The organism is Paenibacillus sp. L3-i20 (genome assembly GCF_022180385.2).
Lineage (GTDB): Bacteria > Bacillota > Bacilli > Paenibacillales > Paenibacillaceae > Pristimantibacillus.
The window spans coordinates 225,340-251,341 of record NZ_BQME02000001.1 but is presented as its reverse complement, the minus strand read 5'-3'; the positions used below and the strand labels follow the sequence as shown (position 1 = coordinate 251,341).

At 40.2% G+C, this 26,002-nt stretch carries 24 protein-coding genes and 1 riboswitch; of the genes, 18 read left to right on the top strand and 6 right to left on the bottom strand.

Annotation, left to right across the window (positions count from 1 at the left end; all coding sequences use genetic code 11):
• Positions 1–12: 12 nt before the first annotated feature.
• The 8 genes from galU (at position 13) to MFF31_RS01170 (ending at position 7,771) form a co-directional block, all read left to right on the top strand.
• Positions 13–900, top strand: a complete 888-nt coding sequence (galU, locus tag MFF31_RS01205; RefSeq protein ID WP_238186356.1) for a UTP--glucose-1-phosphate uridylyltransferase GalU — start codon at positions 13–15, stop codon at positions 898–900.
• Positions 890–2,053, top strand: coding sequence for a glycosyltransferase family 4 protein (locus tag MFF31_RS01200; protein ID WP_238186355.1), 1,164 nt, complete (start codon positions 890–892; stop codon positions 2,051–2,053). The genes galU and MFF31_RS01200 overlap by 11 nt, the downstream gene beginning before the upstream one ends.
• Positions 2,038–3,186: a glycosyltransferase family 1 protein gene (locus tag MFF31_RS01195; protein ID WP_238186354.1), complete on the top strand. Its 1,149-nt coding sequence runs from the start codon at positions 2,038–2,040 to the stop codon at positions 3,184–3,186. Before MFF31_RS01200 ends, MFF31_RS01195 begins: the two co-directional genes overlap by 16 nt.
• Positions 3,152–4,075, top strand: a complete 924-nt coding sequence (locus tag MFF31_RS01190; protein WP_238186353.1) for a glycosyltransferase family 2 protein — start codon at positions 3,152–3,154, stop codon at positions 4,073–4,075. The genes MFF31_RS01195 and MFF31_RS01190 overlap by 35 nt, the downstream gene beginning before the upstream one ends.
• Positions 4,056–5,129 (top strand): EpsG family protein, encoded by a 1,074-nt coding sequence (locus tag MFF31_RS01185; protein ID WP_238186352.1) that lies wholly within the window; start codon positions 4,056–4,058, stop codon positions 5,127–5,129. Before MFF31_RS01190 ends, MFF31_RS01185 begins: the two co-directional genes overlap by 20 nt.
• Before the next feature lie 54 nt (positions 5,130–5,183).
• Entirely contained in the window at positions 5,184–5,930 is a 747-nt protein-coding gene (locus tag MFF31_RS01180; RefSeq protein ID WP_238186351.1) for a glycosyltransferase family 32 protein, read from the top strand.
• A gap of 30 nt (positions 5,931–5,960) precedes the next feature.
• On the top strand, positions 5,961–6,566 hold the full coding sequence (locus MFF31_RS01175) for a sugar transferase (RefSeq protein ID WP_282570459.1): 606 nt from the start codon (positions 5,961–5,963) through the stop codon (positions 6,564–6,566).
• A 62-nt stretch (positions 6,567–6,628) separates the two neighbouring features.
• Positions 6,629–7,771, top strand: coding sequence for an aminotransferase class I/II-fold pyridoxal phosphate-dependent enzyme (locus tag MFF31_RS01170; protein WP_238188438.1), 1,143 nt, complete (start codon positions 6,629–6,631; stop codon positions 7,769–7,771).
• Between the two features lie 97 nt (positions 7,772–7,868).
• Here MFF31_RS01170 and MFF31_RS01165 read toward each other — a convergent pair whose 3' ends face one another.
• Positions 7,869–8,528, bottom strand: a complete 660-nt coding sequence (locus MFF31_RS01165) for an acetyltransferase (protein ID WP_238186349.1) — start codon at positions 8,526–8,528, stop codon at positions 7,869–7,871.
• A 193-nt stretch (positions 8,529–8,721) separates the two neighbouring features.
• On the opposite strand from MFF31_RS01165, the gene MFF31_RS01160 reads away from it, so the two are divergent.
• Genes MFF31_RS01160 through MFF31_RS01130 form a run of 7 tightly spaced genes read left to right on the top strand, consistent with a single transcriptional unit; the run spans position 8,722 to position 17,174 of the window.
• Positions 8,722–9,906: a nucleotidyltransferase domain-containing protein gene (locus MFF31_RS01160; RefSeq protein WP_238186348.1), complete on the top strand. Its 1,185-nt coding sequence runs from the start codon at positions 8,722–8,724 to the stop codon at positions 9,904–9,906.
• A gap of 25 nt (positions 9,907–9,931) precedes the next feature.
• Entirely contained in the window at positions 9,932–11,125 is a 1,194-nt protein-coding gene (locus MFF31_RS01155; RefSeq protein ID WP_238186347.1) for a glycosyltransferase, read from the top strand.
• Between the two features lie 3 nt (positions 11,126–11,128).
• The gene (locus MFF31_RS01150) at positions 11,129–12,289 is read left to right on the top strand and encodes a glycosyltransferase (protein ID WP_238186346.1); all 1,161 of its coding nucleotides are present in this window, start codon (positions 11,129–11,131) and stop codon (positions 12,287–12,289) included.
• A gap of 12 nt (positions 12,290–12,301) precedes the next feature.
• Entirely contained in the window at positions 12,302–13,330 is a 1,029-nt protein-coding gene (locus MFF31_RS01145; RefSeq protein WP_238186345.1) for a glycosyltransferase family 2 protein, read from the top strand.
• Positions 13,327–14,436 carry a glycosyltransferase gene (locus MFF31_RS01140; protein WP_238186344.1) on the top strand — a complete coding sequence of 370 codons (1,110 nt, stop codon included), beginning with the start codon at positions 13,327–13,329 and terminating at the stop codon, positions 14,434–14,436. The genes MFF31_RS01145 and MFF31_RS01140 overlap by 4 nt, the downstream gene beginning before the upstream one ends.
• Positions 14,437–14,442: 6 nt before the next feature.
• Positions 14,443–15,633 carry a polysaccharide pyruvyl transferase family protein gene (locus MFF31_RS01135; protein WP_238186343.1) on the top strand — a complete coding sequence of 397 codons (1,191 nt, stop codon included), beginning with the start codon at positions 14,443–14,445 and terminating at the stop codon, positions 15,631–15,633.
• Complete coding sequence (locus MFF31_RS01130) at positions 15,633–17,174, top strand: lipopolysaccharide biosynthesis protein (RefSeq protein ID WP_238186342.1); 1,542 nt, start codon at positions 15,633–15,635, stop codon at positions 17,172–17,174. The genes MFF31_RS01135 and MFF31_RS01130 overlap by 1 nt, the downstream gene beginning before the upstream one ends.
• Before the next feature lie 230 nt (positions 17,175–17,404).
• On the opposite strand, the gene MFF31_RS25130 is transcribed toward MFF31_RS01130, so the two are convergent.
• Positions 17,405–20,230, bottom strand: coding sequence for a right-handed parallel beta-helix repeat-containing protein (locus MFF31_RS25130; RefSeq protein WP_282570404.1), 2,826 nt, complete (start codon positions 20,228–20,230; stop codon positions 17,405–17,407).
• 217 nt (positions 20,231–20,447) lie between these two features.
• Between MFF31_RS25130 and galE the strand changes: the two genes are divergently transcribed.
• The 3 genes from galE to sinI all read left to right on the top strand — a co-directional run bounded on the left by galE (position 20,448) and on the right by sinI (position 22,977).
• The gene (gene galE / locus MFF31_RS01115; protein WP_238186341.1) at positions 20,448–21,485 is read left to right on the top strand and encodes a UDP-glucose 4-epimerase GalE; all 1,038 of its coding nucleotides are present in this window, start codon (positions 20,448–20,450) and stop codon (positions 21,483–21,485) included.
• Between the two features lie 72 nt (positions 21,486–21,557).
• Entirely contained in the window at positions 21,558–22,616 is a 1,059-nt protein-coding gene (locus tag MFF31_RS01110; protein ID WP_238186340.1) for a glycosyltransferase family 2 protein, read from the top strand.
• Positions 22,617–22,717: 101 nt separating this feature from the next.
• Positions 22,718–22,801, top strand: a riboswitch (cyclic di-GMP riboswitch).
• A gap of 14 nt (positions 22,802–22,815) precedes the next feature.
• Positions 22,816–22,977, top strand: coding sequence for a DNA-binding anti-repressor SinI (sinI, locus tag MFF31_RS01105; protein ID WP_238186339.1), 162 nt, complete (start codon positions 22,816–22,818; stop codon positions 22,975–22,977).
• 10 nt (positions 22,978–22,987) lie between these two features.
• Here sinI and MFF31_RS01100 read toward each other — a convergent pair whose 3' ends face one another.
• From MFF31_RS01100 to MFF31_RS01085, 4 genes are all read right to left on the bottom strand, one after another.
• Positions 22,988–23,317 (bottom strand): helix-turn-helix domain-containing protein, encoded by a 330-nt coding sequence (locus MFF31_RS01100; RefSeq protein WP_238186338.1) that lies wholly within the window; start codon positions 23,315–23,317, stop codon positions 22,988–22,990.
• 97 nt (positions 23,318–23,414) lie between these two features.
• Positions 23,415–25,220: an ABC transporter ATP-binding protein gene (locus MFF31_RS01095; RefSeq protein ID WP_238186337.1), complete on the bottom strand. Its 1,806-nt coding sequence runs from the start codon at positions 25,218–25,220 to the stop codon at positions 23,415–23,417.
• Positions 25,221–25,260: 40 nt separating this feature from the next.
• A complete protein-coding gene (locus MFF31_RS01090; protein WP_238186336.1) occupies positions 25,261–25,716 on the bottom strand; it encodes a lasso peptide biosynthesis B2 protein in 456 nt (151 codons plus the stop codon).
• On the bottom strand, positions 25,685–25,999 hold the full coding sequence (locus MFF31_RS01085) for a lasso peptide biosynthesis PqqD family chaperone (protein ID WP_238186335.1): 315 nt from the start codon (positions 25,997–25,999) through the stop codon (positions 25,685–25,687). The genes MFF31_RS01090 and MFF31_RS01085 overlap by 32 nt, the downstream gene beginning before the upstream one ends.
• Positions 26,000–26,002: the final 3 nt, after the last annotated feature.

Below are 26,002 nucleotides of genomic sequence, written 5' to 3'. Positions count from 1 at the left end.
TTGGTCTTAAACATGAAGGTCAGGAAAGCGATTATTCCTGCGGCGGGTCTTGGGACACGGTTCCTGCCTGCTACGAAAGCAATGCCGAAGGAAATGCTGCCAATTGTTGATAAACCTACTATTCAATACATTGTAGAAGAAGCAATTGAATCGGGTATTGAAGATATCATTATTGTGACAGGAAAAGGGAAAAGAGCAATTGAAGACCACTTTGATAATTCTATGGAATTAGAACAAATTTTGACTTCGAAAAACAAGTTCGAGCTGCTTCAAGAGGTTAGAAAGTCATCCGATATGGTTGATATTCACTACATACGCCAGAAGGAGCCGAGAGGGTTAGGGCATGCGATCTGGTGCGCTAGAAAATTTATTGGTGATGAACCGTTTGCTGTTCTTCTGGGGGATGACATTATTTCTGCTCAGAAGCCATGTCTTAAACAAATGATCGAAAAGTATGAACAATACGGCTCCTCAGTTATCGGTGTTCAAAGGGTTCATGAAGAAGCAGTATCAAGGTATGGCATTGTAGACGGGATGGTAATGGAACCGCATTTCCATCGTATCAATCACTTGGTTGAGAAACCTACCAAAGAAGCTGCTCCCTCTAATATGGCGATTATGGGCCGATACATTTTGACACCGGAGATATTCGATATTTTGGGAAATCAAAAGCCTGGTTCTGGAGGGGAAATCCAGCTCACTGATGCGATTGCAGAGTTAAACAAATTTAGAGCGGTGTTCGCTTATGAATTTGAAGGCAAACGATATGATGTAGGTGAAAAAATGGGTTTCATTCAGACAACGATTGAATTTGCTCTGCAACGTGACGATCTGCGTTATGAGTTGCTTGAATATTTGACCCGTACACTCGATAGGGAAACTGCTAGCTATGAAACCTAAAGTATTGCTCTGCGCTACAGTTGATTATCACTTTAAAGCCTTTCATCTTCCGATGATGGAATGGTTTCAAAAGAACGGCTGGGAGGTTCATGTTGCAGCAAAAGGTGAGCTGTCTTTGCAATATGTTGATCGCAAATTCAATATCCCGATACATCGATCACCTATCAGTTTAGATAATGTAAAGGCTTATCGAGAGTTGAAGTCCATCATAGACAAAGAGGGCTACAGTATTATCCATTGCCATACACCTATGGGCGGTGCACTGGCCCGATTAGCGGCGAGGGGCGCTAGAAAACGGGGTGCAAAAGTCGTTTATACTGCTCATGGTTTTCACTTTTATAAAGGTGCACCACTTGCAAATTGGTTGCTTTATTATCCGATCGAGAAATTTTTGGCTACGGTAACGGATTGCCTTATTACCATTAATAACGAGGATTTTCGAAGAGCACTCACGGATCGATTTCGTGCGCGTGAAATTCATCATGTTCATGGTGTAGGCGTACCAACAGGCACGTTTTGTCCACTCTCTGAGGAGGGGAAAAAGGAGCTCCGGAGTTTGTACAATTACTCAGAGGATCAATTTTTAATGATTTACGGAGCTGAGTTTAACGCAAACAAAAATCAGGAGCTGATCATTCGTGCTCTTGCAAAATTAAAAGAAAAAATGCCGGATGCAAAATTACTATTTGCTGGCGAAGGAACCATGCTTGGAAGTTGTCGTGATCTTGCCAATCAGCTGGGTGTCGCTCAGATGGTTGACTTTTTAGGGTATAGAAAAGATATGAAGCAGCTTATGCCCATATGCGACGTTGCTGTTTCCTCTAGTCTCAGAGAAGGACTTCCTGTCAATATTATGGAGGCTATGGCGAGCGGATTACCTATTGTAGCTACAACGAATCGGGGACATCAAGAGCTTATCGAAGAAGGTCGCAATGGATTCCTTGTCGAGCCAAATGATGTCGAAGCGTTCGCTAGCCGCTTACAGCTTCTTTATAACTTCCGCGAGTCTCGATTAGAGATGGGAAGGCGTAGTTTGGAGCGGGTGAAGGATTATTCGATAGATCGCGTTCAAATGGAGCTACAAGAGCTCTATAAGCCGCTGATGGAACAGACGGTGGAAGAAACGGAGAGATTGCAGTGGAACGCCCTTTAAGAGTACTTCATGTAGTAGTCAATATGAATAGGGGCGGTGCAGAGACATTAATTATGAATCTGTACCGCCATATCGACAGGAGCATGGTGCAATTCGATTTTTTAACTTGTATGGAAGGGGTCTTTGACGATGAGGTGGAGTCATTAGGAGGTCGAATTTACCGCATTCCCTATATTAATGAGGTTGGTCATCAGGGATATCGATTAGCGCTTCGACAGTTTTTCGACACACACAAAGACTTTCTTATCGTACATGCGCATATGGATCGGATGAGTGGTCTCGTACTGAGCGCTGCACACAATGCTGGCGTTCCTGTCCGTGTCGCACACAGCCATAATACGAGAAGTGAAGGCAACCTTGTTGCGAGGATATATAAATGGTATGCCGGATTATATATTAGACGCAGCGCCACACACCGTTTTGCATGTTCAAAGGCAGCGGCGAACTGGCTTTTCTCGGGGCGAAGATCAGATGTAGAGTTATTAAAAAATGGAATTGACCCAGAGTGTTTCGCTTACTCCGAAGCGATTAGGGAAGTTGTTCGGAGTGGACTTGGTATTAAACAGAACACACTGGTTTTGGGCCATGTGGGCAGATTCAATCATCAAAAAAACCATGCTCAGTTGCTGACCATATTCCAAGGCATCGTGGAGATTAGACCAAATAGCATGTTGTTGCTTGCAGGGGACGGTCCACTAAGGCAAGAAATGGAGCAAAGAGCAGTTAGATTGGGAATAGCGGAGAAAGTCATTTTTTTGGGCATAAGAGCGGACGTAGAGAACTTATTGCAGGCATTTGATGTGTTTGTATTCCCTTCACACCATGAAGGTTTACCCGTGACGCTAGTAGAAGCGCAGTGTTCAGGACTGCCTTGTCTCGTCTCTGATGCCGTTTCGTCCGAAGCGGATCTGGGGTTTGGACTTGCGAAATTTATCTCGAATCAATCCACGACAGAATATGTGAAGCAGATAGCCAAAATCGAGGTGCATGGAAGCATTCGCTCAGCAGCAAGTGGTATGCTCGCAAGTCAAGGTTATGATATCCGAGAGACAGCACGATGGATACAGAACTACTATTACGCGCAGTGTGAGGTGGAACATGAAGACGTTAACCGTATTTACGCCAACGTTTAATCGGGCATATTGTCTTGGGCGTCTCTATGAAAGTTTGAAACGTCAGACTAGCAGTGACTTCGAATGGCTTGTCATCGACGATGGATCTTCAGACGATACGGAGACGTTAGTACGGGAATGGCTATCAGAGGGAAGCATTTCAATTCGATATATTAGCCAAGAAAATCAAGGTATGCATGGAGCACATAATACGGCATACGCACATATTTCAACTGAACTTAATGTGTGTATCGATTCTGATGATTATATGCCTGACCAGGCTGTCGAGATTATCGTGAATTTTTGGAAAGAGTACGGGACGAACGAAGTAAGCGGCTTCGTTGCATTAGACGCATATACGGATGGAACATTGATTGGATCGCTTCTGCCAGATCAAATTGAACGTTCCTCATTGTTTGCACTTTACAATACCCATGGTGTTACTGGTGATAAAAAGCTTGTTTATCGTTCTGAACTGACTCGTCAATTTCCATATCCACTCTTTCACGAAGAGCGTTACGTTGGACTTGCATACAAATATTACAAACTAGATGAAATGTTGCCGCTGCTACTATTGAACGAGGTACTATGCTATGTGGAATATATGGAGGATGGTTCTTCGCGGAACATGTTAAAGCAATATGTTCGCAATCCGAAAGGATTTGCATTTTATAGGAAAGCTTTAATGGAGTCACCACTCCCAAGTCGTTTTTTTAAGTACCGCCAAGCGGTTCATTACATTTCCAGCTGCTTGTTCGCGCGAAATAAACGTTGGATTTCTGATTCACCGAAGAAGTGGCTGACACTGCTTGCGATTCCGCCTGGTTTGTTGCTGCATATGTACATTCGACGCAAAGTAAAAGACAAAAACGTTCCAAGGGGAAGAACAAATGATTATTCTGTGGGTTAGTTTAGTCGCTGTAACATTCTTTGGTCTTATGTCTAGATACTTTTCAGTGCCAATAGGTATAGGGGCATTACCGATTCAGCCTAACAAACTTGCAGCGGGTCTGGCTGCAGTTACGTTAGTGCTTGTCTCTGGTCTACGCAACAATATCGGAGATACCTATTTTTATATGCATGGATATGAAGTTGATAAAATGACGTGGGAGCTTGTTTTCGAGCGTAAAGAAATCGGATTCAGTATTTTACAGATGATTCTTCAGAAGATAACAAGTGATCCGCAAATACTGCTCGTCACAACGGCAGTAGTAACAAATATTTTGATTGTAAGTGTGTTGTATAAGTATTCAAGGATGCTTGAAATAAGTCTGTTTGTCTACATTACTTCAGGTGCATTTATCGTATCTATGAACGGTCTTCGTCAATTTTTGGCTGCTGCTATCGTGTTCGCTGGCACAAAGTTTTTGCTGGAGGGACGATGGAAGCCATATATGCTGCTCGTACTATTTGCATCACTGTTCCATCAGACTGCTTTGATTATGGTTCCGATTTATTTTGTAGCAAGATACAAAGCTTGGACCAGAGCGACAATGATTTATTTGTCTATTGCAATTATGATCGTGCTTGGCTATAACTACTTTTCGGATTTACTATTCGCAGCAATAGCTGATACTAATTATGGCTATTACCAAAATTTCCAAGAGGGTGGCTCGAACTTTATTCGAGTATTAGTAAGTATCACTCCTCTCGTAATCGCTTATATAGGAAGAGAAAGATTAAGAGAACTGTTTCCTAATTCAGACATTTTCGTCAATCTTTCAATACTATCCGCTATATTGATGATTATTTCGACTCAGAATTGGATATTTGCACGTCTTACGATCTATTTCAATTTGTACCAGCTTGTGTTGATAGGTTGGGTTATCAAGTTGTTTAGGGAGAAGGATCAGCGACTTGTCTATCTAGTTATGGTCAGTTTGTTTGTTTTTTATTTCTTCTATGAAAATGTAATTATATTGGATATTAAGTATGAAAGTAATTATATTAAATGGCCTTTTTAACAACTACACATATGAAGCAAACTATTTTAATACAATCGACTTAGGAGGGGAACTGTGGATAATCAGGAGCAAATTCCGCGAATCATTCATTATTGCTGGTTTGGACGAGGAGAGAAGCCCAAGAAGATCAAAGCGTGTATGAAAAGCTGGAACAAGTATCTCCCAGGTTATCGTTTCATTGAATGGAACGAGGACAGCTTTGACATCAATAGCAATCAATATGTGCAGGAAGCATACAAAGCCCGGAAGTTTGCCTTCGTAAGTGATTATGTGAGACTTCATGCACTTTACCACCATGGCGGTGTTTATCTGGACACGGACGTGGAAGTGCTGAAGCCGCTTGAACCTTTGCTGCATCATGATGCGTTTTCAGGGTTCGAAGATGAAAATTTTCTTCAATCAGGCACGATGGGCGCAACGGCTGAACACCCATGGATTGAAATGCTGTTGAAGTATTATGCAAATCGAGCATTTCTTCTCCCAGATGGCACTTACGACATGTTAACGAATACAGCTGTTATTTCGGATATTTGCAAACGTGAAGGACTTCTGCTTAACGGCAAGGAGCAGATGATCGGAAATGGAGTTGCTATTTATCCGAGAGAGTATTTCAGTCCATATGATTATATCAACGGAGGAAATTTCATAACCGCTGAGAGTTATACGATTCATCATTTCTCACAATCTTGGCTGCCAGCGCATGTGAGGCTAAAGAGCAATATCAAGAGAATGGCAAGCCGGATTGTCGGTCCAAAGTTCATTTCTAGAATGAGAAAGCTTCTGAGTCCTATACCTAAATAAATTAATAGAGATACAGGAGAGTAAACCATGCTGAAACGATTATTAGATTTGAGTATTACAGGCGTCCTTTTGCTCATTGCATTACCAATAATGGCTATTGTTTATGTGTTAGTAAGGACAAAGCTTGGCGCTCCTGTCATTTTCAAACAACAGCGTCCAGGACTACATGGGAAACCATTTTATGTATTCAAATTTAGAACAATGACTAGCGAAAAGGGAGCAGATGGAAATCTATTGTCGGATCATCTTCGTCTAACAGCATTTGGACTTTTACTGCGAAAGTTAAGTTTAGACGAGTTGCCGCAGCTCTTTAATGTGCTTCGTGGGGAGCTTAGCCTTGTAGGACCAAGACCATTGTTAATGGATTATTTGGATCTTTACACGGAAGAACAGGCGAAGCGCCACTTGGTAAGACCGGGCATAACGGGTTGGGCTCAAGTAAATGGTCGAAATGCGGTGACGTGGGAAGAACGTTTCGACAAGGATGTATGGTACGTCGAGCATCAGAGCTTTTGGCTTGATATAAAAATTTTATTTCTCACCGTTATTCGAGTATTTAAATCAGATGGAATCAGCAATGCGAATCATGTTACTATGCCTCTCTTCGAGGGGAAAACGAACAATCAGAAAGGGTGAATATTACATTGTCAGGGATAGCAGAAGGTTCAAATCAACGTATTTATTTATCTCCTCCACATATGAGTGGTAGAGAGCAGCTGTATATAGCTGAGGCCTTTGAGAGTAATTGGATTGCCCCAGTCGGACCTCATTTAACAGACTTCGAAAAACAGATTGCAACTTATCTCGGTGTAGATGGTGCATTAGCTGTAAGTTCGGGTACGGCTGCTATTCATTTGGCTCTTCGCATATTGGGTGTTGGGGCAGGTGATACTGTCCTTTGTTCTAGCTTTACGTTTGTGGCTAGCGCTAATCCAATACGATATGTTGGTGCTGAACCAATCTTTATTGATGCAGACCCTGAATCATGGAATATGTCTCCGGCTGCACTTCAGCGTTCTTTAGAAGATGCGATTCAATCAGGTAATCTACCGAAGGCGGTTATTGTTGTTCATCTATATGGTGGAATGGCAGATATGAAAAAAATAATGGATATATGTAATCGCTATAACATACCTGTTATTGAAGACGCTGCAGAGTCCTTAGGGACAACATTTGAGGGACGTCAAAGCGGCACGTTTGGCCATTTTGGTGTTTTCTCATTTAACGGCAATAAAATTATTACGACCTCAAGCGGAGGAATGTTAGTATCAAATGATTTGGTTGCGCTTGATAAGGCACGATTCCTATCGACACAAGCAAGGGATGAAGCAACTCATTATCAGCACTCCCAAACAGGTTACAATTATCGAATGAGTAACGTACTTGCAGGAATCGGAAAGGCCCAATTAGAGGTGCTAGATAACAGAGTAGAATCTAGGAGAACTATATTTCATACATATACGGATAGTTTAAGCAGTTGGGAAGAGATTGTATTTATGCCAGAGTTAAGTGAAGTTCGATCGAATAGATGGCTAACTACAATAACAGTCGACCATCTTGAGTCGGATCGTATCGTTCAGCAGTTGCTGAAGTCAATGTTTGAAGCAAACATTGAAGTTAGACCGCTTTGGAAACCACTTCACCTTCAACCTTTATTCTCCAGTACTAAGTTTTATTCACATGAAGAAGGTGCAGAAGCTGTTTGTGAGGATTTATTTAAGAAGGGACTTTGTTTGCCATCAGGCTCCAATATGAGTGTAGTTGAGCAACAAAGAGTTTGTACAGTTATTGAAAGTGTACTCCAGTCTATTTGCAAAGAGAGTGCGATTAGCATTTCTTAAAATATAAGAACTTATAAGTTTTTCATCCTATAAGAGGCTTATATTTCTCCACGAAACGAAAGCTAAGCCTCCAAAGGACGGCTTTAGCCCGTTACGCTTAAAGATAACATTCTCCTTGCTTACGAGTACGGATGAATCGGGCAGGTGTCCCATAAGCTACTGTATAAGGCGCAATATTAGATAAAACAGTAGCACTTGCTCCAATGACACAGTGTTCACCAATAGTAATACCATGTATGACAGTAGCACTTATTGCAATTGCGCTAAAGCTACCGATATGCACGTTCCCACCTGTGACGCTTCTTGGAGCAAAACTAACGAAGTTGTCGATAGTGGAATCATGATCAACGGAGACATTAGGATATAGGATGCAATGATCCCCTATTTCTGTGTCACTTCCTACCACAGCACCAGCCATAACAACGGATCCGACACCAATATTGGCACCTCTAGCTATTTGAGCGGAAGGATGTATTGCGGATATGAAAGGAAGAGAGGGCTGGATGCTACGCAACAATTTCACAACTGATCCTCTAATCCAATTATCACCTATGGCTACGATTGCTCCATCAATGGAGGATGCATGTTCTGCAAGCCAGTGGTCATCTCCTAAAATGTTATAACCGTAAACGATTTGACCAACAGGCTTATTGTTATCTAATAATCCAACAATGGTATAAAGCTTTCCTTTTTCAATAACATCTATAACCGTTTTAGCATGACCACCAGCACCGAATACAACAATTTTTTTCGTCATGAGAGAACCTTCCACTCCTTTTATAATTGTTAACATTTCCATTCTAGCATACAGCGCAATTCGACTCATTTTTATTTTCATAGAAATAATTGACAGAATAAAAGACGAGTGTTAATCTTTACATGTGTTCTTTTTATAGAACAACGTTGATCTATTTTGTTCGTTATTAAAGAATTGTGACAAGGAGAAGCTCATGAAAAACGATATCATTCTCCATACAGAGCAATTTTCTCAAGAATTAACACTATTACTTGCGTTGCTAGAGATGGATACAGGCACAGAAATGACTTACGAACATTTGGAATTGATGGAGGATGTGAATTGGCATGACTTCATTGAATTGGCCAGACATCACAGAGTATTTCCGACAATAAGTCGCAAGTTACAGGAAATAAAGTCGAACCATGTTCCTACCTTCGTCATGAGTCTATTTCAACGAGACTATTATCGAAATACGTTGCAGATGCTCGCATTAAGCGGTGAGATGGAACAACTATCCAGCCACTTAGCTGCCTTGCATATTCGCACTTTATTTTTGAAAGGACCGGTCATAGCAGCGGATTTATATGGGGATGTTTCACTGAGAACATCTTGTGATCTAGATCTTCTCATTCCAATCTGTCAATTGGGAGCAGCGGAGAAGTTGCTCGTTTCATTGGGTTATGAGAAGGATGATTATATAACTAGTGTTTTGAATGACTGGAAGTGGAGACATCACCATGTAACGTATTATCATCCAGCGAAAAAAATAAAGGTTGAGATCCATTGGCGATTGAACCCGTCCCCTTCAAAAGATCCAAGTTTCGACGAATTGTGGAACAGGAAACGACAAAGCTCCCTAATTAGTCGTCCAATCTATTATTTGGGTAGGGAAGATTTATTTCTGTTTCTAGTTTCGCATGGTGCGCGGCATGGTTGGTCCAGACTTAGATGGTTGCTTGATATTAAGCAGTTATTGAAGCAGAGAATGGATTGGACGAAGCTTACAAACTTGCTGCGAAAGCATCAACTGCTACATATCGGCGGTCAGGCGATATTTTTGGCTGCGAAGCTTCTTGCAGCGCCGCTTAAAGAAGAGATGAGACCAATTCTGGCTACCCGAAAAGCTGAATGGTTGGCAGAAGATACGATGTTCTACGTACAAAGAATGATCAATCTCCATACCCCACCAGTGCCGAAGGATGTCGAACGTTATCATAAGCGTTATTTACTTGCTTTAATGACAAATCGGCAAAAATTGATCTTTTTTGCAAGCTTTCTATACCCGTTTCCAGAAGATGCAAAGACGCTTCCACTTCCATTGAAATTGCATTTTCTTTATTTTCCACTCAGGCCTTTACTTTGGGCTTGGCGCAAAACAAGAAGGCAGTCCGCCTAATTCATTTCTGTGTAAGGAGATTTCAATGAAAAACGTGTTAATTGCATCCTACGATATGGAAGTTGGCGGCGTGGAACGAAGCATGGCGGGAATGTTGAATGCGTTCGACTATTCTAAGTATGAAGTTGATCTTATGCTGTATCGACATCAGGGCGACTTTATGAAATTACTGCCAAGCGAGGCGAAGCTACTTCAAGAAATAGCTGAATACGCATCGTTTAGATATTCCATATCAGAGACATTTAGGAAGCGGTTGATCACGCTTGGAATGACTCGATTATTATCAAAGGCTCATGCCCTTATCTCTGGGCGCTTGGGGGGCGTCAGCGAACCGGGATATTTGCAGCAGCAGCTCATGTGGCGATACGCCTTGCCGTTTCTACCCGATTTAAATCGAACATATGATGCAGCTATTAGTTATTTATGGCCACATAGTTTCGTAGCGGAAAAGGTAAAGGCGGATCGGAAAATTGCATGGATTCACACAGACTATTCTACAGTAACAACGGATATATCTTTGGATATGAAGATATGGCGGCGATTTGATGCGATTATCGCTGTTTCTGAAGCCTGTAGAGATTCTTTTCTTGCGAAGTATGGGGAACTGTCAGACAAAGTACGGGTTATCGAGAACATAACGTCACCTGAAACGATAAGATTACAGTCATCTCAGCATATTCAGGGTAATCCAATGACTCAGGATAATCGCTTTAAGTTGCTTACTGTGGCGAGACTGTCACATGCCAAAGGAATTGATAATGCGGTAAGAGCACTAAAAGTGTTGTTCGATCGAGGATATGATCATCTCGTTTGGTATGTTGTTGGGTATGGAGGAGATGAGGATGAGATTCGGCGACTAATTGCAGAATTCGGCTTGGAGCACTCTTTTATACTGCTCGGGAAGCAAATTAATCCTTATCCATATATCGCTGCATGTGATCTATATGTACAGCCATCGAGATATGAAGGTAAAGCGGTCACCGTTACTGAAGCGCAAGTTTTAGGAAAACCAATCATGATCACGAGATATTCTACGGCAGCAAGTCAAGTTGATCATGGCGTTGACGGTTATATAACAGAGATGTCAATAGAAGGCATTGCTAATGGGATTGAGGAGTTATACAACTCTAAGGAACTGCGTCAGAAGTTGGCGAATTATTGCATGGGACGGGAGTATGGAAACGGGGAAGAGCTGGAAAAGCTGTACCGCTTGCTCTAAGACGTGGAATATAGGGACGCTGAGAGTGAGGGGATTAAGCTGAAAAAACTGTTTTTCTTTATCGAAAGCTTAGGTGGAGGCGGAGCAGAAAGAGTACTGTCTGATCTAGTTAAAAATCTTGATAAATCGAAATACGAAATTACTGTCGGAACGGTAGTTGATACGGGGGTATACAGGGAAGAAGTAAGAGCTAATTGCAATTATTTCAGTTTGTTACCGAGCTATGAGCCGCGAGGCTACTTTTACAATCTCTTATATCGTATTCGATACAAACTAATCTACACGTTACCTGCAAATTGGATTTACAGACTAGCTGTAAAACAAGCTTATGACGTAGAAGTTGGCTTTGTGGAAGGCTTTGTAACTAAAGTTATATCCAAATCCACGAATTCTCAAAGCACTAAGTTAGCCTGGGTTCATGTAGATCCTATTAATCAAAGCTATGCAGACAACTACTTCTCTAGTTTGCAGCAGCAAAAGGACAGCTATGACAGCTTTGATACGGTCGTATGTGTATCGCAAAGTGTTAAGCAAGCATTCGAGAAAAAAATAGACCGAGGAAAACGAAATGTCGTTTGCTACAATCCAGTAGATAGTGAGGCAGTGTTATCCAAGAGCACAAAGTTGAACATTCAAAAGCCGTCTGGAAAGCTTATTATCGGTTCGATCGGAAGATTGGTTGAGCAAAAAGGATATGACCGATTGCTTCAAGTAGTTAATCGACTGCGGAATGACGGGCTTCAAATTGAGGTCTGGATTTTCGGAGAAGGTGAGGAAAGATCCAAGCTGGAGCAGTATATATCGAGCCATCAATTAGCTGACATTGTTCGGTTAATGGGGTTTCATTCTAATCCATATCCTTATATAGCTAAATGTGATCTCTTCGTATGTTCTTCAAGAGCGGAAGGTTTTAACCTTGCTATAGCAGAGGCGATGGTATTAGGACTCCCCGTAATTAGTACGGACTGTGCGGGACCGAACGAATTGCTAGGTTTTGGTGAATTTGGAATGCTGGTGCCGAACAACGAAGAAGACTTATACATTGGTACAAAAGCTCTATTAACAGATGAGGGTAGGCGGACCTATTACCGGGGCAAGTCGCTAGAACGTAGAGCTATGTTTAATATCCACAAGGCAGTGCAAGCTGTGGAACAACTCTTTTAATAGGTGGTTGCTATGAATCCATTGGTTAGTATAATCGTCCCAGTTTATAATGCAGAGCAGCATCTAGAGCGCTGTATTACTTCACTTCTCCTACAAGATTATAGTCACTATGAAATTCTGCTAATAAACGATGGCTCCACTGATCGCAGCGGAACTATCTGCGAAGAGTTTCATCATTCCAATCCAATCATCAAAGTATTCCATACAGAAAACAAAGGCGTGTCAGCCGCACGAAATTATGGTATCGAATGTGCAAAAGGTGAATTTATTCAATTTGTAGATTCTGATGATGATGTTGAAAGAGATTATATTTCTGGCATGATAAAAGATTCAAGGTCTGTCGATCTCGTTATTAGCGGTTTGCGACAAGTGCGATATCATGATGGGAGTATGACACTGCTGCAAGAGCTAGTTTGCAAGAAGGAAGGCAACTTCGCACAAACCGAGCTAAGCCTATTTTTTAACGATATGATTCAATCGTCATATGTGAATTATTGTTATGGAAAATTAATCCGAAGGCAACTTTTGATAGAACACAACATTCGATTCCGTGAAGATATTAGTTTGGGAGAAGATACGTTGTTTGTAATCGATCTGTTGCGTCGATGCAAGTATATATGTCTAAGTACAAATATTAGCTACAATTACGTCATTCACTCTGATCAGACGTTAACCTATAAATATCGATCTGATAAATTTCTTATTCTTAGTCGTCTACATAAAGAAATCGTTGCGTTTTGCTTGGAACAAAACTGTTATGACTCTGTTAGTGAAACGTTGCAAAAGAGATATATGGAGACGATCCGTTTTTGTTTGGATGAGAACTTCAAAAGTGGATTGTCACGTATCCGTTCTCAATTGAAGCAGCTAAATTCATTACTTGAAAATGAGGATATACAAGCTTTTGTAACACAAGACAATATAGTTCTTCGTCAATATCCTCGGATGCTAGTGCAAGCAATCGCCTCCCAAAGAGGATTTCAATATTATTGCGTTTATTACATGTTGATCATAAGGCGGAAGTTCGGTGGAGGACGATGATAAACGTACTCTTTATTTCAAAAAGCGACATGATCGGCGGTTTAGAAAAAGTACTTGCGGAATATGTCAGATTGTTGAACCCCAAAAAGTACAACATTACAGTAATGACCGGAGATTATACGGAAGAACTGGCTCCTCTGTGGCCAGAACATGTTCGTTATAAAGGATTATTTTCTAAAAGAGTTAGAGGACTCGATCGGCTGCTTATCCACCTTCCAGCCTCGTTGCTGCACAAAGTGTTCGTCAAAGAAACATATGATATTGAAATATCGTTTCAAGAAGGTTACCCGACAAAATTGGTGTCTGGTTCTGGAAGAGGCACGAAAAAAATCTGTTGGCTGCACAATGACCCATACTATTTCGATTTTAATTTACCTTTTTATTTAGAGAAGGGTACGTTAAAAAAGTCATTGATGGGGTTTGATGAGATTGTAACTGTATCTCAGTTTATAGCTGACGCATATCGAAGATATATGGGGCTCGATGAGATGAAAGTTGTTTACAACCCGATAGATATGGATAAGTTAGAAAGACTTTCTCAAGAAGAAAATTGTACATTGCTGCAAAACACGACAGAAAATAAATTTACAGTGTGTTATGCGGGACGGCTTTCCGAAGAAAAGCAGGTAGAGCTTCTAATTGAAAGTATTATCGAGCTGCATGAAACTTATAATCATTTGGAGCTCATAATCATTGGTGATGGTAATCGGCACGATATGCTGGAACAGTTAGTCCGAGAAGCTGATGCTGAAGCCTTTATAACGTTTGTGGGATTTAAAGCAAATCCTTATCCGTATATTGCAAGTTCGTCAGTATTGGTTTGTTGTTCGAGGACAGAATCATTTGGACTAGTGCTTGCAGAAGCACTTGCATTAGGCGTCCCTGTTATTGCGACCAAATGTGGAGGACCTGAAGAAATATTGGATGGTGGAAAGTATGGATTGTTGGTTGATCAAAACTCATCTTCTTTAAGCGCGGCGCTTGAGCGGCTTATGACGGACGCAACCTTATATTCTCAATTTAGAAACGATGCAACTAAAGCAGTAGAAAGATTTCAAAGTAATCAAATTATACAACAGATAGAACAAATATTGGATAAGAGGTGAACGCTGATGAAAAATGTAGTTTTATACAGCCATGGAGGAAGCGGTAATCGAGGTTGCGAGGCCATTGTAAGAGGAACGTTCAAAATAATGAAAGAAGGCCTTAATAATCATCCTGTCTATCTAGGATCTCTCAACAAGCAAGAAGATCTGGATGTCGAATTATCAAAAGATATGGGTATCGTGCCTTATGAAAATTATGTAAAAAGAAAATCGTACGAACATTTGAGGGCGGTTGTTAAAAATCGTCTATTTGGTAATGTCGATAGCTATATTACACTAGCACAACGTAACTTGTACAAACTTTTTAACGAAGATTCGCTTGCTGTTTCTATTGGTGGGGACAACTATTGCTATACCGATTCCAAGTGGCTCTATCTTAGCCATAAAGAAGCTAAAAAAAGAAGAGCTAAAACGGCATTATGGGGCTGTTCTCTTGAAGAAAAAAATATGGATGAGGAAATGATTACTGATCTATCCCAATATGACTTAATTGTCGCAAGAGAAAGCTTAACCTATGAATTGTTGCAACGCAAAGGAATTACTAGAAATACAAAGCTTTATCCTGATCCCGCATTCCAACTTGACTATGAAACTGTTGAGTTGCCAGACTCCTTTGTAGAGGGAAATACGATTGGTGTGAATGTAAGTCCATATATTTTTAAATCTGATCTATCTAAAGAACAAGTTATTGCAATGTATCGTAGTTTTATCCATCATTTGTTGGAAGAAACAGATGCCAGTGTTGTATTTATCCCTCATGTTTTTTGGGATCACAGCAATGACCTAGAAGTTATTCGTGAGGTGTATTCAGGATTCGAGGGCAACAAAAGAGTATTTTTGATCGACAAGCCATACAATTGTATGCAAATGAAATATGTCATTTCTAAATGTCGCATGTTTATTGGAGCTAGAACGCATGCAACGATTGCAGCCTATTCCACTTGTGTGCCTACTTTGGTACTGGGTTATTCTGTTAAGTCCAGAGGAATTGCTAGAGATATATTCGGAACCGAACAAAATATGGTTATAGCTGTTCAAAGTTTGAAAGGGAAAGAAGATTTAATAGAAGCTTTTAACTATATTTTGCACAATGAAAATGATATAAGAGCGCATTTACGCAACATAATGCCGGAATATAAGGAAAGAGCAGGACGCGCAAGCCATGAATTGCTAGAACTCCTGAAACGGAAGTCGTAATGAGCAATCAATTTAAAACCGGAGCAGTTCTGTCTTACGTTACCATTATTTTAAGCAATGTTGTAGGACTAATATATACACCAATTATGCTCCGGATGCTTGGACAATCGGAATATGGTTTATATTCCCTTGTAGGTTCTATGATTGCAACGTTAAGCTTAATTGATCTTGGTTTCGGAAACGCTAGTATCAGATATTTGTCGAAGCATCGAGCCTTGGGCGATAAGGACAAGGAATACAATATGATCGGCATGTTTATGGTCATTAATACTGCAATATGTGTATTGACGATAGTAGCAGGTTATTTCATTTATCAATATGCTTTAGATGGGATGTTCGGCAGAAGCTTGTCTGGAGATGAGTTTACTATTTTCAAAGTTATGTTTCTGCTGCTCGTCTTCAATTTAGCAATTGGATTTCCTTTTTCTGTTTTTGGTTCAGTAATGGTATCACATGAAAGATTCGTGTTCGCTAAGGTTATCGGTTTAATTCGGACCATACTTAATCCTATCGTTATTTTGGCAGTGCTTTACATGGGGCACAAGTCGTTAGGTATGGTAATCGCAAACACAGTAATTAATGTATTATTTTTATGGGTAAACGTGTATTACTGTATGAAAGTTTTGAAAATAAAAGTGTATTTCAAACAGTTCGATTGGAAAGAAATGAAAGAAATATTCGTCTACTCAGGCTTTACATTCCTCGCAATCATTGTAGATAAAATCTACTGGACGAAGGATCAAATGATTCTTGGCAGCATATCTGGTTCTGCTGCAGTGTCAGTATATGCAATTGCTGCTCAGCTCAATATGTATTATATGCAGCTTTCAACTGCGATTTCTGGAATGTTCTTGCCTAGAGTAACTTCTATCGTCGTGAAGGATTCTGATGAGAAGGGGCTTTCGGAATTATTTGTCCGTGTGGGGAGAATTCAATATATCATTCTTGGTCTTATGTTATCTGGTCTTATTTTGTTCGGAAAAGCGTTTATCGTACTGTGGGCGGGGCCAGCATATTCCGAAGCTTATATTATAGCACTTATTCTGATCGGTCCGTTTACAGTACCGCTTATACAGAATATGGGCTTGATCATATTGCAGGCGCAAAATAGGCTTGCGTTTCGTTCCATTATGTATTTAATAATCGCATTAGGTAATCTTGCTGTTAGTATCCCGCTGGCGAAAGCGTATGGGGGTATTGGGTGTGCTATTGGGACCGGTGCTTCGATGATAATTGGCAATATAATCATTATTAACATCTACTATTATAAAAAGATTGGTTTAGACATTCCAGCTTTTTGGCGCGAGATTGGGAAGATGACCATACCGATATCAGCTATTCTTTTATTGGGAGCAGGGATTAATTTAATTGCTCCAGGACAAGCTGTTTGGTTGCTTATTGTTAAAATTGTTCTTTTTATGATTATCTACTGCGTCATCATGTATATTGCTGGTATGAATGCATACGAAAAAGGATTGATTCGTTCAGTAGGAAGAATCATTGTTGCACGTAAAAAGAAGGTAGCTGTTCATTCTCATTAATAATAAATAACACAAAAAGAGGCGAACAATAATAACTAAACTGTAACCCGACAAAAGTGCATTTTTATTGAGAATATAAGAAATTATAAGTTTTTTTACTTATAAATAACTTATTTTTCTCCGCGAAACGATAGCTAAACCTCCAAAGGACGGCTTTAGCCGTTTACGTTTGAGTGTCTATGTTTCGGGTTACAGTTCAAAGTAGTTTGTTTTTTACTTGCTAATGAAAATTAATCATCGTTAATCGGTCCATAAAGCTCAAACTGTGCCAAATCTCCGGAATTTTTCCACACAATGCCGTTATCGTTGACTGTAGCATTTATAATAGTTGGCCAAAGTGGTCTTGTCGCACCTGTTGTTCCCGCATTTTTAGCTTCGTATACTCTTCCATTTGCATTGAGTTGGTCACCCTTATTGACCGCCCAATTTGCCCTCCATTCAGTAGCATTTCCAAATCCTGAAGATATGCATATCCAGCCTTTATATCCACCTGGAACTGGCGCAGCATGACCGTAAGTGTCACCTCTAAACCAATATCTGGATACGGGAGGTTGGAATCCTTCGATATCGGGATCGTAATCGATATATTTTCCAGCTTCACCGGCAGGTAGATTAATGTTTGTGTATCTATTTCGTGCATTAGCAAATGTTTGAATAGCCGTTTTTTTACTTGCTTCGTAATAGGTGAGATTTAATGGACTCGCTCCTGTATACAATAACGTGCTATTTTTTAGATAAACGCTAATTGTATTTGCAGTGCTATAGAAATTAGTAACTAAATAGCTAAAGGAATTGTTGTTAATTTCAATGGAGCAGCGATTGATTTCTACTCGTCCTATGCCAGCGTTTGCTTCATTAAGCACGAGATAGGTAATTGCATTCGTAATAAAGGAGCTATCGACAACTTTTGTTATTGCCGATTGATCGGGGGTGTTAATATTACCGATTTTGATAATCGTATCAGTCATAACGCACGATTGAATAAGCGTATAACGTTGCTTCATCATGTAAATTCGGTTGTTCAGTATGCAGTTAATAAATTTACATTTCATTATGGTGACCTGCTCCGCTTTAGTACCTTGGTTTCTTGTTTCAAGACGAGCATGAATATTTTTCATTACGTTACCAATTTGTTCGTAGACCCTCAAATAAACTTCTCTTTGAGCCCCCAGTCCAATTAGAACAGATCCATCCATTTTGTTGACCGTAACAAAAGGTATACCTACGAAGAATTCAGTCCAGATGAAGCGATTTTCACGGCAAACGTGCTTATCATCGTCCTGAAAAAAGAAATTAGAAACATCGATTAACGTATTGCGTTCAAAAAACAACTCGTAACCAGTACCATTGGTACTTTGATTAGTAACGTAAGCTAACGTATTGCTTGAAATTTCAATATGAGCATTAGATACCATCGTGTTCATTAGGCCAATCCCTGATTGACATCGGTAAAGATAATTAGAGGTAATGCTGGCAGAATGAAGTGTGTATAGATTGATTCCGATTCCACTTAAATTGTAAAAAAGGTTATTAGTAATATCGGAAGACCAGCAACCGAGCAATATGCCATGGTGCATATTATATATCAAATTATTACGAATAATAGAGTGATCGCCGTAAGCGTCCTCTTGATTAATGCCATAACGAGTTGAATCGGTAAATAGAGGTTTTCTGTCCAATAATCCCGTACCATCATGTATACTGTTGTGCTGAAGGAGATTGTAGTTTCCACCAAGCATAATGCCACCACGATGCGTATTATAAATCTCATTGTATTCTACTTTATTATGGTGTGGTGTTAGTCCGTACTTGATCATAATTTGCATGTTTTTAGTAGTTGAAGTCTCATTTCGAAATAATAGTCTCATCTTTTTAGCTTCTGGTGGGATGGGTATCGGAGTATATATTTTTTTGTTGGAGTATCGAGTTACATAGCTGTTATCTGCTCGATAATAAATGACATCGACTTCCTTCATATTGAGAGCGGTAACACGCGTATAACCTGCACCTGCCAGCAGAAAGCTGCTGTAAGGAGTAACCGGCAGGAATAAATACTGCGATACCATTGATTGACTTGTAGTTGGAATCAACGCACCAGTCATTAGATCAACTTCATTAACAGTCAATCCAAGTGCGAACTCTGCATATTCAGAAAATGCTGTGTTGTTAATAGAAATACCATCACCCATATAGCTGCTAATTTGGCAATTGCTTACGGTACAATAAGCAGTACCTTTTGCCAATTGAACGCCGTGAGTCCATTCGACTCTAGCTTCAGTACTATTTGTAAAGCTCCGATCTGCCTTGCATCCAATAAGTACAACGTTTTTCACATGACTATACTGTGCACCTTGAAATAGGATACTAACGCCATCAGGCGTGCCAGAATACATACCAGGAAAATTAAAGTAATCGGAAGCGGAAGGACGCGGGTCGAATGGAGACTTTTGATCGGAATCGAATATAACCTTAAGTGTAGAACCGTTGAAATCTATAGTCATATTATTGTTAGTGATGAGAATAGGGGAGGGATAACAGATGGCGTACGCATTTTTTGGAAATATTACCTTGTTAAAGCCGTTAGTCGCAGCCCATTGAATGGCGTTATTGATACCCGTTACATTGCCGTTCGCTATTAGAAAGGTGTTTGTCGAATAGGGCTTGCTGGGCAGACCACTACTAATTCCCCATCGCTCCACTTCAATTGTATAGCTGTTTCCAGAAAAAATGGTATTTATGCCAGGCGGCCCTTGAGGTCCAGTAGCCCCCGTTTGACCAGGTTGTCCTTGAAGTCCTTGTTCGCCAATTGGGCCTTGCAATCCGGGTATTCCTTGCGGTCCAACAGGGCCAATAGAACCTGTAGGTCCTATAATACCAACGAAATCATCTGGCATAGCAGAAGATTTTATTTTCCCCAGCGACGGATCATAGATCGCCTCTAGCGCGTCAGAAAGTGATGAAGCGTCAAACACTTTAACCTGCTGCCCATTCAAATTGATATATCCGTTTGGAATAGAAGATGACATAGATTCACCTCGCTTTTCTATTTCATTCAACGATATAGTTTATGGTAATGCGCTCATTTATGTATGTGTAAGCGTCCTGCATATTGGACGAATACATCATTTATTTCGAGCTAATAGTGGACTGCTAATACCCAATGAATCTTATTTGAGAAGAAGTGTTCGTTATTAGAGACAAAATTACCTTTATCTGCTACAATGTTCTTAATAAAGAACGTATGATTAAATAAGAATGTTGGAGGAGATAGAGTTGACGGTATTAGTTACAGGCGGGGCGGGGTATATCGGTAGTCATACATGTGTTGAATTATTGAATGCGGGTTTCGATATCGTTGTAGTTGATAATTTGTCAAACAGTCATCCAGAAGCATTAAAACGAGTGTCTGAAATAACGAACAAAAACTTCTCTTCCTATTTCATCGATTTGATGGACCGTGAGTCACTTGATTATGTATTTAAGGAACATCAGATTGACGCAGTTATTCATTTTGCAGGATTAAAAGCAGTAGGAGAATCGGTACAATTTCCGCTTAAGTATTATCATGAAAATTTGATGAGTACGATGACATTATGTGAGGTTATGGAATCGAATGGTGTTAGACAATTAATTTTCAGTTCTTCCGCAACCGTCTATGGCGTTCCTAAGCAAGTGCCAATTGACGAAAATGCACCGATTGGCGCAATTAATCCATATGGACGAACGAAACAAATGATTGAGCAGATGCTTCATGATCTCGTGTTATCTAATTCAAATTGGAGTGTCGTTATATTGCGTTATTTCAATCCTGTTGGAGCTCATAGCAGCGGCCGAATCGGGGAGGACCCAAGTGGCTTACCTAATAACTTAGTACCATACATCTCCCAAGTTGCGGTGGGTAAACTATCAGAGGTGAACGTTTATGGGAACGACTATGACACGCTCGATGGAACAGGTGTGAGGGATTACATCCATGTAGTCGATTTAGCTTTAGGACATTTAAAGGCACTTATTAAAGTTGAGCAGACTACGGGAGTAAGCATATACAATTTAGGCAATGGACGGGGTTATAGTGTTCTGGAAATGATCAAATCATTTCAAGAAGCATCGGGACGCTCGATCCCTTATCGTATTGCAGACAGAAGATCTGGTGATATCGCGATATGTTATGCAGAAACAACAAAGGCTAATACGGAACTCCAATGGGTTGCGGAGAAGGGGATCGAAGAGATGTGCAGTGATACTTGGCGCTGGCAATCTATGAATCCAAACGGCTATAAGGAACTGGTTGCATTTGGACAGAAGGGTTAATTGCGATTGATTAATACGAATTGTACTAACCATTGAAGATGAGCAGATGAACATACAATGCGAGGTGTAAAGGTGAGTAAGATTAGTATCGTCGTTCCTATCTATAATGTCGGTGAGAAGCTGCATTGCTGTATACAATCTATTTTGAATCAGACGTTCAAGGATTGGAAACTATTGCTTATTGATGACGGCTGCAGTGATAACAGCGTTAGTATAGGGAGACAATACGAAAAGAGCGATGATAGAATTCACATGTATCAACAGCACAATTCAGGAAGTATAGCTGCTAGACGCAGAGGCGTAGAGTTATCAAATTCCCCCTATATTATGTTTGTTGATGCAGATGACTGGATACATCCAGCAATTGTTGAGAAACTAGTAGGCATAGCTGAAGTAGAAGATATCGATATTACTGTGTGCAATATAGTTAAAGTACTTAGAAGTTCTAGATGGATAAGGAAATACAATAATAGTTACTATTTTGAAAAAGAGCAAGTGTATGCCGAAGAAGAAATTTTTAATGACTTGATTCCTGCTTTCCTACATGGTCATCCTTTTCCGGTACAATTGCACGGCAAGTTATATAAACGTGAGCTGTTACTTACAAGTAATCATTTTGTATCTAGGCTGCACTTTTTCGGAGATGATCTATTTAACAATTTAGAGATGTTCATTCAGGCTCAAAAGGTCAAAATTATTCCCGACGCCCTTTATTATTACCGATTAGGTGGTTATACAAGTCGTTACATGCCTTATCTATTTCACGATGTAGTGACTGGATATGAAATTCAGAAAGAAGTTGTACTTAAACACTATGCTCATGATCAAGACTACCACTTATTTGGCATTAGATTGATGCTTCTCAACTCGATCAGTGCCTGCTTAAAAAATCTATTTCTTAGCAATTTATCCAAAGAAGAACGCATCTCATTGATCGCACAATATTGTATTCACCCTGTAGTAATGGAAAGCGTAAATTATGAACCTGCAGCAATCCGATGCTCACCACATTTTGTTAGGGCTATTCGGGAGATGGGATATGACCATTTATATAAGCTGGGACGGAAGTACTACTTAAAGAGCGTATTTAAAAAAACAGCAATGAATGCGATTTCAAAAATAAGTTTCTAATATTTTCGACAAATTAAGAAGCAATATATCAAAAAATGGAGACATGAACCGACAGTAAATGCAATTTAAGTAGGCTACTATAGTTATGTAGTTAAAATAAATTGGAATTGGGAGACGAGGAAATGCGTTTATTATATGGGCACCTTAAGCGCATGGAGTCAGTGGTGCAACCGGCCCCAATAAATTGGGGGATATGAGGATGACACTATTTAATACGGACAATCAAATGGAACTGGATGAAGAATGGGTAGATCTTATTTTGCGCGCACGCGCAAAGGGGCTTACTATCGAAGAAGTGAGTAAGGCACTTCGTGTTCTTCAAGAAGAGGGGAAAGATAGATTACAGGAAAGCGCTGTATAAGAATACGGCGCTATTCGCGATTGGATTTCCATTTGTTGAATTCCAGAAATTCTTTGAATTGTTCTTTGCTGACGCCGGAAGCCATCGCTTCCCGGACTAATTCTCCCCATTCTTTATCTAGCCCGTCAGCAGGACGATCGGATTGATCACTATTAACAAATTCTTCAACAGGGATGTTTAATACTTCGCCTATTTTTTCTAGAAATTGTATGGAAGGGTTTTGCTGGAGTCCTCTTTCGATGGAGCTTAAATAAGATTTAGCGACTCCAGCTCGCAGTGACAACTCCGTTAACGATAAGCCCTTCCGTTTGCGAAGCATCTGAATACGTTGTCCGATCAAATTAGACTCCCCCGTTAATGCTTAGCTGCATTATTTTTTTCTATTATAACGAATTTATTGAAAATACGAAAGTAATAGTGAGGGAATCATTACTTATTTAAAATGATGATACTACCGATTCAGTTTGAAGATGAAGCGAACGACCGAAGTAACCCTCTTGATCCCCCGCTAGTTGAGTAAATTTCCCTTGTTCCACGAGTTCTCCATTTTGTAGTACATAAACCTGATCAGCCCCACGCAATGTAGACAATCTGTGAGCAACGATGATAATGGTCATTGTTCCTTTTAGTCGATCAATAGCTTCTTGAATATTTCGTTCGTTCTCCGCGTCAAGTGAACTGGTAGCTTCATCAAGAACGAGGATAGAAGGTTTGCGAATAATTGCTCTTGCAAGTACTAGTCTTTGTCTCTCCCCACCAGATAGTCGAACTCCCCGATCCCCAATAAGTGTATCTAGTCCATTCGGAAGCCCCTTTATAAACGTATCGCAAGAAGCAAACATCAAAGCTTGCCAAATTTCTTCATCAGTAACACCCGGTACGATCAACTCCATATTTTCTCTAATTGTTGTATTGAACAAAAAGGGGTCTTGTGACACATAGCTAATTGTTTGGCGGTATGCGAATAAATTGTTATCTGTAACTGCCTGGCCATCGATAAGAATTTGTCCTTTGTCAGGACTAATTAGTCCCATGATCAAATCAATCAGAGTACTTTTTCCAGCACCTGAAGCACCAGCGATTGCAGTTGTTGAATGAGCTTTAATATAGAGGCTGATGTCCTTCAAATTGTATTGGGAATCCGCTTTATTATATTTGTAGCTGAGCTTGCGGCATTCAATATGTTGTGTAATGGTCAGTCGATTGCTCGTAGTTAAGCCTACAGACACATTTTCCGCAGATTGCACACATTCTTCTTTTAATTCCATTAAAGCTCTGCAAGAGGGGATCAATGAAGAAAGAGATTCCAGGTTGGATTGTATGGACGTAAATCTCGGCCATAGCCGTGCAAATATAACAGTTATCGTTAAAAGTTCTACACCTTGCGTTTTGAAAAGCGCAAAACAAGCTATGATAAAACCGGCAATGAGCAAAATGGATGCTGTTTTGTAGAGAAGATTGGAGTTCATCCTTAATTTAATATAGGCCATCTGCTCTCGGAAAATGCTTTGTGTTAAATCATCCATCCATTCCAGCCTAGCATGTTCCATTGTGTTGCTTTTGATGTCTTTCATCCCATTTATTTGATCAGTTATTCCTGCTAAGTAGTTTTGAGCATTAGTGGATGTTTGAGCTCCAAGTCGCCTAGAAGTCTTAATAAAGTGATTGGATGCTAGTGCTAAAATTCCGCCACATACTAATACAAATATAGTGAGTAGAGGGGATAGCCAAAACGCAATTCCGATCTGGATAACGGTAAAGATGACCGAAGCGAGTAGCTGTAGTGATGTATTAACGGCGCCTAGCACTCTTGCAAGCTCAAGAGTAAGCACATTGACAAGATCTGATCCTCTTTTGCGCAGAAAGAAAGGCCAATCCGATTGTAGCAGCTCGCGATAGGTATCGAGACGAAGCTGCCTACCGAATTGACCCTGTATCGCTACATTTCGGATCATAACATGACGATGAATAAGATTGTGCAGAGTAGTTGCGGAGACATAAATGGCTAGGACAATAAGTAATGCTACCATTGGACTCACTTGACTTAAACGATCAGATATCCAAGTGAAATACCCTCCGCCAACGTCAAGACTCACAAGACCAATGAGACCAAGTAGTGGTACTAATAGTAAGACACCAATACTTTCCAAAAAACTGCTGCTCACCATACCAAATACGTTGCGATATAAAGCGGCACCTGAATACTTGTGCAGCTTTTTAATGAAATGCATAATATATTTCATGGTGATCCCCTTCCGTTTCAATAGCCAATATGAATGATCATTAGGCTGTAAAACTTGCCTTACTCGCGAAAGTTTCAACCACAACAAATTCTTTCATCACTTCAGCACCGCTTAAATAGATAGGACCACTGCGAAGCCAAGCATGTGCGATTAGTTTGCCATGTTCATCTTTCCCAGTACCTAAATAAATAGTGCTAGAGATGTTTCGCCGTTTAAGCATTTTCATACATGCTATAGCACGAACAAAACATTTGCTTTCCCAAAATGTATTGCGACTCATAATGTCGATTGCTGAAGCTATTTTCTTCAATTGACGTTGAACTTGCTTATCCTCGCAAATTTCCGGGGTTACTTCTGTACGAGCACCAAGCGAGGGGGCAATCTTCATAAATGGACGCAGTAATAGCAGGCGAGCAATCGCTAAATAGATAAAGGCCTCAATGAATAAGAGGAGAGTATGTTGATCAAGCTTTAACAGCACTCGAATCTTGTTCATGAACAAGGATTAAACCTTCCTTTCGCAAATGATCTAAAAATGATTCTACATGACTTTCACATTGCTCCCGATCCACTTCAAACTGTTCCATTAATGTATTGATTAGCTCTTCAATTGAAATTGGCTCAGCAATCGCATCCCAGATATGACCGCCAATATGACCTAAATTATAATAGTTTCCGTTTGTAACACTTAACATCACTTTCTCGCCACCCATATCGCTAACTATATTTTGCTTAGAGGATGACACGATTGATGTTTTGGAAAGTTGCTCCGTTTTCATTTT